This is a genomic window from Petroclostridium sp. X23 (genome assembly GCF_030013905.1).
Taxonomy (GTDB): domain Bacteria; phylum Bacillota; class Clostridia; order SK-Y3; family SK-Y3; genus X23.
The window spans coordinates 4,076,709-4,089,051 of record NZ_CP124862.1; the positions used below are offsets into that span (position 1 = coordinate 4,076,709).

The 12,343-nt window shown below is 41.9% G+C and carries 3 protein-coding genes; all 3 read left to right on the top strand.

Features of this window, described 5'->3' with window-relative positions:
• Nucleotides 1-365 precede the first annotated feature (365 nt).
• The 3 genes from QKW49_RS19135 to QKW49_RS19145 all read left to right on the top strand — a co-directional run bounded on the left by QKW49_RS19135 (nt 366) and on the right by QKW49_RS19145 (nt 12,257).
• Nucleotides 366-6,608 (top strand): S8 family serine peptidase, encoded by a 6,243-nt coding sequence (locus QKW49_RS19135; RefSeq protein WP_282864241.1) that lies wholly within the window; start codon nt 366-368, stop codon nt 6,606-6,608.
• 408 nt (nt 6,609-7,016) lie between these two features.
• Nucleotides 7,017-10,535: an S-layer homology domain-containing protein gene (locus QKW49_RS19140; RefSeq protein ID WP_282864242.1), complete on the top strand. Its 3,519-nt coding sequence runs from the start codon at nt 7,017-7,019 to the stop codon at nt 10,533-10,535.
• A gap of 159 nt (nt 10,536-10,694) precedes the next feature.
• Nucleotides 10,695-12,257, top strand: coding sequence for a S8 family serine peptidase (locus QKW49_RS19145; protein WP_282864243.1), 1,563 nt, complete (start codon nt 10,695-10,697; stop codon nt 12,255-12,257).
• Nucleotides 12,258-12,343 lie beyond the last annotated feature (86 nt).

The following is a 12,343-nucleotide window of genomic DNA, read 5'->3' on the forward strand; positions in this document are numbered from 1 at the left end:
AATAATTAAAAACGGGTCTGTCCATGGGCAGACCCGTTTTTAGTACAATATTATAAACCAGTCTTTAGTCGAGGCAATCAAAAAATATATGGAGAAAGCCTTTCGAGAGTGTAGGAGCAATCCTAGGCTCTTTTTTTGTGTTAAACCTTTTTGTGTTTTTGTGTTAAAGAGCATGAAAAATTAGTGGGCGATTAATGAAAAATGTGGAAATTTAATAAAAAATATTGAAACAAAAAGATAAATACTGATAACTGTTGTCAAAAAATTTGTCATATCGACAGTAATTATATATAATCATTGGAGTAAGTTATATAAAATACATAATATTTACATTGAAAAATGCGGCTTAGAATGGGGGAAGATCTATGATTAGAGGAACTATCAAAAAGATATCCGTTGTGTTGTTAGCGTGTATGGTCATGTTTTCAATCTTTTCCGAGATATCGTTTGCGAGGGAAGACACAGCAGTATCAAATGGACAGATTGGGGCGGAGGATCAGACACTCACACAAGAAAAACCAAAGATCACATATGGCCCTTATCATGGGACGAGTAGTGAACAAAAGCATGCATATGAGCCTTTTAAGGACAAAGAGAGTACGAAGGCAGCGGAAGAAAAACAGCAGCGCCAAAACTATAAAAGCAATAGCTTATTGATTAAAATGAAAGATACGGCAAGCGGAACAGAAGGGTCTACATATGGCACGTTTGGTGCCCAATTCTCGGATGAAGGCGTACTGGAGATGGAGCCTTTATTTACCGATAATGGTAAGCACGCAGGGCAGCTTTATGTGATGGAGGCGGACTCATCCAAGCAGACCGGCGGGACGTGGTACAAAGCCACTTTAAAAGAAGGTGCCGATGTTATGGAAGCGGCGGAGATGATTTCAAAAGAACCGGGTGTAGTCATGGCAGAACCGGACTATATCCGGAATACATCCGAGTTGGAGCTTCCGGACATAACAACAGATGAGGGGTACGGTCAGCAGTGGTACCTTGAGAAGTTGGGCATAAAACAGGCTTGGAACTACTTAGGGCAAGAAGGGATAGAGCCCGGCGGAAGCCGCGATATTGTAGTGGCGGTCATTGATACCGGCGTGGACTACAATCATCCGGATTTAGAGGCCAATATGTGGATTAACACTGGAGAGATCCCTGATAATGGCATCGATGATGATAATAACGGATTCATAGATGATATTCATGGAGCATCAACAGTAGGAAACAGATATGCCGGTGAGTCGGGAGACCCTATGGATGACCATGGACATGGAACACACGTAGCTGGAATTATTGCGTCCCAGGCTAAAAATGGAGTAGGCGGTGCCGGTATAGCCTACAATGTTCAAATTATGGCAATCAAAGCAGCGCAATCCAGCGGCAGCCTTTCTGCTTCCGATATAGCGCAGGCAATCAATTATGCCGTTGATAAAGGAGCAGATATTATTAATATGAGTTTCGGCGGTTATGGGCGTTCGGTAGTAGAAGAAGATGCGTTGCAGACGGCATTTGGTACTTCTGTGTTAATTGCAGCGGCAGGGAATGATGGAACCCCCAATGAGTCAGTAGCAGGATGGATTGGCGCACCCATGTACCCTGCAGCATATAATTGGGTTTTGGGGGTGATGGCAGAAGAGCCTGCGGCAAAATCCAATGGAGATTATCTGGCGTCTTTTTCAAACTGGGATGTAACCCCGGAAAATGCGAGTGAATATGAATTAATGGCTCCCGGAGTAGATATTTTTAGTACTTTGCCTGATGGGAGATATGCAAAATGGAGCGGGACGTCCATGGCTGCACCGGTAGTATCGGGTATTGCAGCATTAGTTCGTTCGAAATTCTCTAACAAATCTTTATACTCTTCAAGGTTTATCATGGGACAACTGGCATGTGCCGGAGAGATGAAGCAAGGTATAACTTATAGTCCCAACAAACCGCCTATTAACTATTACGAAGTAAATGCCTACCAGGCGTTAACAAATACTCCTAAGCCAAGTTTGAGTTATATGGAGCATTATTTATTCGACACCACCGATATAAATGATGCCAACGATGGAGATGGTGTGGCGGATGCAGGGGAAACGATAAATATAGGAATGGTCATCCGCAACCAATGGGGGAAAGCAGAGGATGTCCAGGTTACTATCGATACAAAGTCGTCTGCGGGTATAGATGACCCCTATGTCACAGTGATCAATGATACGGTAAATTACGGTGCAGTAGGCAATTTTGCGGTGGATGATAATGGACTGCTTTGGGATGAGGAAGGTGCAGTGACCGGGGTAAATCTTCCTTTTACCATCAAGCTTGCGCAGAATACTCCCAATGATCATATTATACCCATCAACGTTACCATTACCGCAAAGAACGGTTTTGATGCCGGTGATAACAATACTTACACTGCAGAAAGCGGATTTAGTATTATGGTCCGCCGTGGTCGGGGGCTTCCTTCCATCATCAGCCAGGACATGACACTTACCAAGGACGACTACTGGCTGCTACCTAATAATGTGTTAATTGAAGAAGGGACTACGGTTACGGTAGAACCTGGCACGCAGATCCAATTCTGGAGTGCGGATCCTTCCGACCCATATGCCGAGCAGCAAATGCCATATCTGCAGGTGGAAGGAAAGTTCCTGGTCAACGGAACAGCGGAAGAACCGGTAGAGATCTTTGCCGGGGCATTGTATCCCGGATATGAGGTCAGGATTTATTCTACAGGAATCATGGAGTATACCGGCTATATTAATAGTAGTCTTAACGGATATGCGGAATTGAATTATGCGAAGGTTATGAACCCTCGATTGGCAGTGAATAAGATCGATCATACTTACTTTAGTCAGGATTTATATGATAGGATTATAAACAGATATTCCTCAGAGGGGAAGATACAAACTATAGCTTATTATGGGCCTGTAGTAAAAGCGGATAGAATTTCAAATTCTTATTTCTATCAGCTAGGTACGAATTACGGCAACAGCGATGCTGTTAGTGATTACCAAAGGCTTAGGATTGAAGGAGAAGCCGTCGGCAATCTGTTTGACTCGTGCGTATACCTAATGAACAGCAAAAACACAGAGAATAATGTTTATTTAAAGAACTATAAGGTTAGTACAGATTATAGTGGTAACGAAATATATTGGGCATCAAAGGGCAACCAGTTTGCGTATGGGATTAATCCTGAAAAGACGGTACGGATGGTCTATCCTGAACAATATAATGGAAAAACCTATTGTATCATTAGTGTAAAGGATATAGAGGGTACTTATCGGCAAAGATTCCAATTTGCAGAATTCTTTGCAAACCAATTGGGAGGCCATATTGTCAGCATCAATGACAGTGGTGAAAATGAATTCTTAAAGAACTATTTTAATAGTAAAAGAAATGAAGCACTATTCAAGCAAACTTATCCGGGTTTGGAGATTTCATCTTTCGGGTATTTTAATCAGGCAACTCTTGGGCTAAATGATTTAACTCAAGAGGGAACCATGGTGTGGACAAGTGGTGAAGTACTAGCCTATACAAACTGGGGTGATGGAGAACCGGATAATAAAGAGGGTTCTGAGAATGATGCAGATTACGTGATAATGGACTATGACGGAAAATGGCAGACATATTCAAGGTTTTATTATCCGTTTATCCTTGAGCTGCCAGGCAGCTATACGCAAGAACAATTAGATGCTGCCCGCAATGAGATGTTAGAAGATGGGACATTCAGTACCGTTAAGAATAATGCCCTCTTAAATAACTGGAAAGATCCTCATGTTGAACATTGGATGAGATTTTTCAGTGTGCAAGACAGGGATGTTAACACCTACTTATCCAACAACTATTGGGGGACTACATCCAAAACGATTTTAGATAAAGCAATGGTTGACTACAGCGATGACTTTAATACGGGTAAGATTATTTACGAGCCTATCCTTACACAACCACCGGAAAGCGCCTATCCTTTTGTGACCGATATCTATCTGTCAACGCAGGAGCAGGACCGGGCTGAACGTGTGGGTGCTGAAACGGCAGTGGTCAATGTATGCTTCAACCGGGATATGGATATGTCGGTTCAGCCCCAGGTATCCTTTGGGCCGGATATGCCTTATACCGACTATATGGTGGATGGAGACTGGCAGACGGCGAGACTTTGGACAGGCAGCATCGATATTAACCCTCTTACCGGCGATGGATACCAGTATTTCCGGGTAGCGGGTGCTGCAGCGGACGATGATCCATGGCTGATTACCGGAAATGATTCCGAAAGGTTCGGATTTGAAATTCTGACTTCGGGCAGTGAAGCGATGAACCTGCAGGCGGAAGGTGCTGAGGGTAAGATTATATTGAGCTGGACCCAGGATGATTTTGATTTATTGGCAGGATATAATCTATATCGAAGTGAAACTCAAAACGGCAGTTACACGAGGGTGAATACCTCTCTGATCACGGCAGACCAAAAAACATTTGAAGATACAGAGGTGGAACCGGGCAAAGTTTACTATTATAAATTTACTGTTGTAAAAACAGATTTTTCTGAATCGGATTATTCTAATATTGCATTGGCAGCTGCCTTAGATACCGTACAGCCGGCAATCGGTCACCAGCCTGCAACAGAAGCAGCAGTTGGATTGCCTTTGCAGATCTATGCGGATGTAACGGATAATGTAGAAGTACAGAGCGCGGATTTTTATTACCGGAAAATAGGTACGGAAACATATGAAAAGCGTGCAATGGTTAAGACCACCGACAATCGTTATTCTGTGACATTAGAAGGCACGCTGGTACAGGCGCCGGGTATTGAGTATTACATTGAAGTGACCGATGGGGTTTCTGTTATCAGAGACGGAAGTGCAGATATGCCTCATAAGATCGTAATCTTGGATGCTCCGCATATTACATCCATAACCCCTAAAGAAGGAGCGGAGTCGGGAGGAATATCTGTCATTATTACAGGGACCAACTTTAAGGAAGGGGCAAGTGTTCTGTTTGATACCGCACCAGCTTCGGATGTGCATGTAGAAAGTGCTACGCGTATGACTGCTGTGTCACCGGCACATTATCCTGCCGTAGTGGATGTCACGGTAACTAATTCCGACCAGAACAAGTATACGCTGCTTCAGGCGTTTACCTATAGAAGCGGGAGTGCGGACGTGAGTATTCCTAAAGTGAACGCCAACCGTGGAAGCATCGTCCGAGTTCCGGTATCCATCAGCAATATCACCGGATTAAGGTCTGTAGATATGACGTTGACTTATGACGCCGATTTACTGCAGTTCCAGGATGTCTCACTGGGAAGCATTACAAATAAGTTCACTCTAGCTGAAAACACACTTACACCGGGTCAGGTAAAACTCTCGATGGCTTCCAGCATGGCGGTCTCAGGGGAGGGGACCCTTGTGAATATCGACTTCAAAGTATTGGATACAAGTAAAACAATGTCGGCATTGGCACTGGAAAATATACAGTTAAATGCCGGAAACATCCCGGCAAATAAGGCGGATGGAAGTTTCAACCTTTCGGATACGTATTCGATAGATGGAAGAGTTTACTATTATAAAGATGGTAAAGCAGTAGGGGGTGTAAATCTCCAATTAAACGGAGATCACAGCTGCACAAGCATTACTGATTATTCGGGCAGCTATTTAATGAATAGTGTGGTAGAAGGCACATATGTGCTGACAGCGGAGAAAGAAGATGAAGCGGTCGGGATTACTTCATATGATGCTTCATTGATTCTGCAAAGCTCTGCGGGGTTGCTGGCATTAGATGCAAATCAACAGATTGCTGCGGATGTGGATCATAATGGCCAAGTAAATGCGATGGATGCTTCCTATGTGTTAGAGAAAGCTGCAGATTTGAGGCAGCTGCCATTTCCGGGAAGAGGAAGGGTATGGGCGTTTGTTCCGGAGCAGAGAGAATGCAATGTAAATGCCGATTATCATAATCAAGACTTTACTGCAATCCTGATAGGAGATGTCACAGGCAACTGGTCCGATGACGAAACAGCTATACAAAATATATCATCTTTAAAAATAGAACTTGGAGATGTAGAAATACAGCAGGATGCTGACTTTACAGTACCGTTAAATGTAAATATGGGTGAAGAAAAGTTGTACGCGCTTGACCTAACGCTTGCTTATGATGCCGATGCATTGCAGGTTTTAGACGTAAAAAAAGCAGCGGCCAATGACTTTGTAATGGCGGTGAACACGAATACACCTGGCGTCATTAAGGTTGCACTTGCAGGCGTTCAAGCCATTACGGACAGTCAAAAGATGTTGGACCTATCTTTCAGACCGATTGGTAATGTTGGGCAAACAACCATCACAATACAGAATGCGGACTTTAATGAGAAGGCGTTTGAAGTAAAAGAGGATAGCGAAGTAGGATCATCGGATACGAGCATAGTATACGGTGATTTGAATGAAGATGAAAGAGTGACAGCAGGAGATGCCACTCTTGTTTTGAGGGCTGTGGTAGGGTTAACTGCATTGACAGATGCGCAGCAGATTGCAGCAGATGTAAATGGAGATGGAAGAATTACAGCGGGGGATGCAACACTTATACTTAGAAAGGTTGTAGGGCTTATTGAGCTATTCCCTGTGCAAATGCAGTAATACTGCTGAACACTAAAAGAAGGCTGTTTCGAGAAAGAATTTGGTTCTATTTCGAGACAGCCTTCTAAGAAAATAATAGAATTGCTCACTGCAAATATGCAAACAAAAAATACTGTAAAATTTATAGAAAGTATGAAAAATTATTTATTATTATAGAAAAATATGCTATAATATTTAAGAAATTCCTAATTCATGGGACAATTATCAAGCAATAGTTTATGAGGTGAGATACTCAAGTAAAAACATCTGATGTGTAGGACAAGACGTACTCAGTACTATAAAATGAAAGGAGGTGAATGGACAATAGGATATATATTTGAGTGCTTAACCAACCAGCCTTATCAAAGGCAAAACAATCATGCAAATGCAGATTGCAGGCGACAACAAAAAAATAACGGGAGGATGTTTATGAACAAGAAAAGAAGCAACAGCTCAAAAATCATGTCAAAAGTTCTTGCAATCATTCTTACATTTTGCTTGATTTTTGGAACAGTACCCGCAGCTTTTGCGGCACAAGGAACAGTATCAGTAGGGAGTGCCATTGGTGTTGCAGGCAGTTCTGTAACTATACCGGTATCTATTTCTTCCCCCGCAGGAATAGCAGGATATCAGTTTGATATTACCTATGATGCTTCAAAAGTCTTAGCAACGGGTGTAACAAATGGAATTACATCTGTCACTAAAAATCTTAACAATGCCTCAAACGGCGAATTGCGTTTTAGTTGGGCAGGATCAGAGGCGCTTTCTGAAGCAGGAACCTTATTTTCAGTTAGTTTTGATATCAAAGCCGACGCTGCAGCTGGAGATATCGCATTGGTAATAGAAGATGCGTTATTTAATGATGAAAATGTAGCTACTATTGATATCACACCTCAAAATGGTGTTATTACCGTACAAGAAGATCCTAATGCGTTGGAGAATGCAAAGATCGCATTTAAAGCTGTAACTGCAACAGTAGCTCAGAAGCTGCAAGCTGCAAATGACGCGATAGTAGCGGCAACCAGTACAGCAGCAGCGGTAACAGCCGCAAAAGCGGAAGTAACAGCTGCAATAGCAGCAGTAAACGCAGCGAATAAGACGGATGCTGAAATTGATGCGATGACAGTGGTAGCGGACATAACAGCGGCAAAAACCGCATTAGAGAGTGCATTGTCAGATCTTGATGGAAAGGTAGCAGCATTAAATGCAGCACAAGCGGCAGCGGATGCAGCAATGAATCTTGCAGAAGCACAAGCAGCATTTAAAACTGTGACTGCAACAGTAGCAGGAAAAGTATATGAAGCTAATACGGCGATAGCAGCTGCAACCAATCCGGCAGCAGAGGTAATAGCTGCAAAAGCGGAAGTAACAGCTGCAATAGCAGCAGTAAACGCAGCGAATAAAACGGATGCTGAAATTGATGCGATGACCGATTCTATGGGAGTAGTAGCAGCCATGAATACGCTATCGGCTGCACTGTCAGACCTTGATGCAAAGGTAAGCGCATTAAACGCTGCACAAGCAGCTGCTGATGAAGCAGACCAAGCAGCAGTAGATGCATTTGCCGCATCTATTGTTAATCGTGAGATTGTCATCTATAGTGACGAAGCGCTCCCATATACGATTACTAAACCGGTTGCAGCCGATTTGGGAGTGTATTGGGCGAACACTACCTTAGCAGGCGGTATGCTTGCTATAGAAGGGGCAGGGTCTGGAGCAGATACTGCAAAAGTGATTGCGAGACCGGCTTATAGTGATGCACAAGTGACAGGAACGTTAACCCTACGAGTAGAAAAGAATAGTGCCCAAGCCTTGATAGAGTATACGGTAATCATTAAACCTGATTTGAATCCGTTCCAAAAGGTGATGATTGAGGCACTAAGTTTATCGGATGCAGAGAGAAGTCAATTTGTTGCAGAAGTTTTAACTCCGCTTCGAACGGTTGATTCTACAGTATATGGAGCCGTATACGGAGCCGTATACGTGACACCGGAATTGGTAAGTAAGGCTTGTAATATATTAGATTCAGTAAGTACGACCGATGCGCGGAAAGCATTAGAAGCTTATGTACCGTATTCAGCGGCTAAAAAACTAGTGATTGAGAATGCGATTAACGAGGGGCTTCCAACATCTTTAAACAATGCTACTGGTTTTACCAATATTGCAGCAGCAATCAACGGAGAAGTAACTGGTAATCCAACCAATGATACAGGACTAAAATTCATTGTAAAGTTACTTTCAACGGTAACATCAATGACGGGGCCTATTGCTTTTAACGACAGCAGTGATGCTTCTAAAATAGACTTCAAGATGGAAGGCTATGAATCTGTTAAATCAACAGTGTCTTCATTGGTTGATTGTGTTGAAACCCTAGCAAACAAGATCAACGGATATACTGGGGATACACATTTTGATAAACTGTTAAGTTATGCGGAACAATTAGTGAATGCTCAGCCTTCGGAAGTAGCAGCTTTCAAATTATTCTTAAAGAATAATGGCTCAATTTTTGAAGGAACTATCAATACCGGCAAGGATGATGACAATGACAGCCCCACAGGCGGCGGCGGTGGCGGTGGCGGTGCATCGACAACTAAGACCACGCAACAAACAGGAGATGCAGACCAATCTATTAAAGATGGCGCTGCTGCATTAGATAAGGTGATAGGCAGTCAGTCTGCTAATAAAGATGTAAAAACCGCAGCGAAGAAAGCCATCGAAGATGCAGTAAGAGCTGCTGCAAAAATAACTGTGGACAGTAAAGACGTTACAGTTGAAGGAACTAAGGCAATGCTTGAGGTTCAAGAAGAAGCATTAAGAACAGCTATAAAGAATGCGGCAAAGGTTGCAGAAGCGTTGGAAAAACAAGCCAAGGCTGAAGGCATCGATGCTGCGGCCAAGAGGATTGTAACGATTGAAGTACCGGATGTTGCAGGAGCTAAAGAAGTAGCGGCTAAAATCCCTGCGGATATTCTGGACTTTGCAAAGAACAATGATATTGATAGGATTGCGATAGATACCGGTATTGCAACTATAGCCATTGCACCCGATGCATTACAGGGCAGTGTGAATTCCGGATCTAAGGATGTGGAAGTGTCCGTTGCTGCTGTTGATAAAGATGCTTTGTCTGAAGAAGTTGCAGCAAAAGTTGGAAACCATCCTGTATATGATTTTAACCTTTCGGTAGACGGAAAGAAAGTAAGTCAGTTTGCAGGAGAAAATCCGGTAGAGATTTCTGTAGATTATAAGCTTGCGGCTGGTGAAGACCCTGATAAGATCGTGATTTACTATATCAATGATAATGGTGAATTAGAAGTAGTAAAGAATTGCAAGTATGATACTGCTACTGGAAAAGTTACATTTACAACAGATCACTTTAGTAAGTATACCGTAATGGAAGCGGATATTACTTTCAATGACCTGTCGACAGTATCATGGGCGAAAACTTATATTGAAGCACTTGCAGGAAGAGAGATCCTCAGTGGTGTAGGAGATGGCAAGTTTGATCCTAACAGCAATGTTACTAGAGAACAATTTGCTAAGATGATTGTGGAAGCCTTTGGTTTGATGGATGAAACAGCGAAAACATCATTAAGTGATGTAGACCAAAAAGCTTGGTATGCCAAGTATGTAGCATCTGCTCAAAAAGCAGGCGTTATAAACGGCATAGGTGGTAACAAGTTTGGCGTAGGCAGCAAGATCAGCAGACAGGATATGGCGGTAATGGCTTATAGAGCTGCTGTAGCTGCAAATGTAGAGCTTGAAATGGTGAATGAAAAAGAAACATTTGTGGATAATGCATCTATCGCTTCCTATGCGGCAGAAGCAGTGTCTATTATGCAGCAGGCTAATATTATTAACGGTGTAGGCGGCAATATGTTCGCGCCAATCGATAATGCAACAAGAGCAGCGGCTGCAAAGATTATTTACTTATTATACAAAGGTCTATAATCAAAAAGAAGCTAAGAAGAGTTCTTTTCTTCTATTATTCTAAACTAAATACAAAAAGGAACGCCAAGTGCACTGTTGGTGTTCCTTTTTGTGCTATTAATAAAGAATGTTGAGTATTGTAAAGTGTTTTATGAATATATATATTTAGGAGATGAAACGGTGGATAAACATATTAGAATTTTTATGAAAGCTGGGATATCGATCTTTTTTCTGTTTATACTCAATATTTTAGTGCCTAATAATGGAATAGAGGCAGCAGACGATACATATAGTAATCATATGGCGAGTGTAGAGAGAAAAAATGAGATACTCGTCAAGTACAAAAATCGAAGCAACATGGATACTGATAAAAACTCAATAATGGATAAGATGTCGCTGCCCAATGTAAAACTTAAGAAGAGGTTTAATAAATTCGGTATTGATTTATTCGAGATTGTTGATGACGATAATGCGGAGATAGTATTTAAGCAGTTTTCTGAGAATCCTGAAATAGAATTTATACAACCTAACTATAAGCTTAATAAATTTGATACACTACAAGATGAATTTTCTGGAGAACAGTGGGGAATCAAGAATACGGGACAAGTAATCCAAGGACTGACAGGAGTCGCTGGAATAGATGTTAATGTTGTTCCGGTGTGGGATATTACCATCGGTAGTGAAGATGTTGTTGTCGGGGTCATTGATTCAGATATAGATGTATATCACTCCGACTTAGCATACAATATATACGTTAATCCAGGAGAAATCCTAGGAAATGGCATAGATGACGATCAAAACGGATATATAGATGACATTATGGGTTGGGATTTTTACAATAATGATAATACTGCATATGATTTCTATTTGCAGGAGAAGCATGGAACGCAGGTAGCGGGAATCATATCTGCAAGTATAAATTCAGAAGGCATTCAGGGAGTAGCGCCGGGCGTAAAGATTTTACCTCTAAAATTTATTCAAGGAGATGGAGGTTACACTTCCGATGTTATTGCAGCGATAGAGTATGCAAAAACAATGGGCGTGCGAATAGTAAATTGCAGTTGGGGAGGCGAGGATTATAATCTTGCTTTAGCACAAGTAATGGCAGATTCAGACATGCTTTTTATTTGTGCAACAGGTAATAACGGATATAACTTGGACGTATCACCCGTTTATCCTGCTAGTTTTGATTTACCCAATGTTTTATCGGTAGCGGCGATAAACAATCAGGGCGCTCTTGCATCTTTTTCAAATTACGGAAGTACTGTTGATATTGCGGCACCGGGAGTAGGAATATTCAGTACGTTTCCAGAACGTGGTTATGGGTTTAATTCGGGCACATCATTTGCAGCCCCCTTTATTAGCGGAGTTGCTGCGCTGTTAAAAAGCGTTAAACACGATATTGGTTACAATGAAATTATTCAGCTTATAGATAATCATGTTAAAGTGCTGCCCTCATTAGGAGGAAAAGTAATGACAAGCGGTATGGCGGATGCTTATGAGACAGTAAAGGCATTACAGGCTGCCCAAATACTCTATGGTGACGTAAATGTTGATAACATTATTAGTGCGGGAGATGCCACTTTAGTTTTAAGAGATATAGTAGGTCTTACTTCATTAAGTCAAGAGCAAAAAAAAGCAGCTGATGTAAATGGAGATGGAAGTATTACAGCAGGGGACGCTACAGTAATACTAAGATATGTTGTAGGGTTAATATCTGAGTTTCCGATAGAAAAACAGTAAAAATCAGCCTTGAGGATTAAAATTTTTTCCGGCTAAAAACGGACAGAATATAACCTATTTGATATCCTTAAGCTGGCAAAATAAAA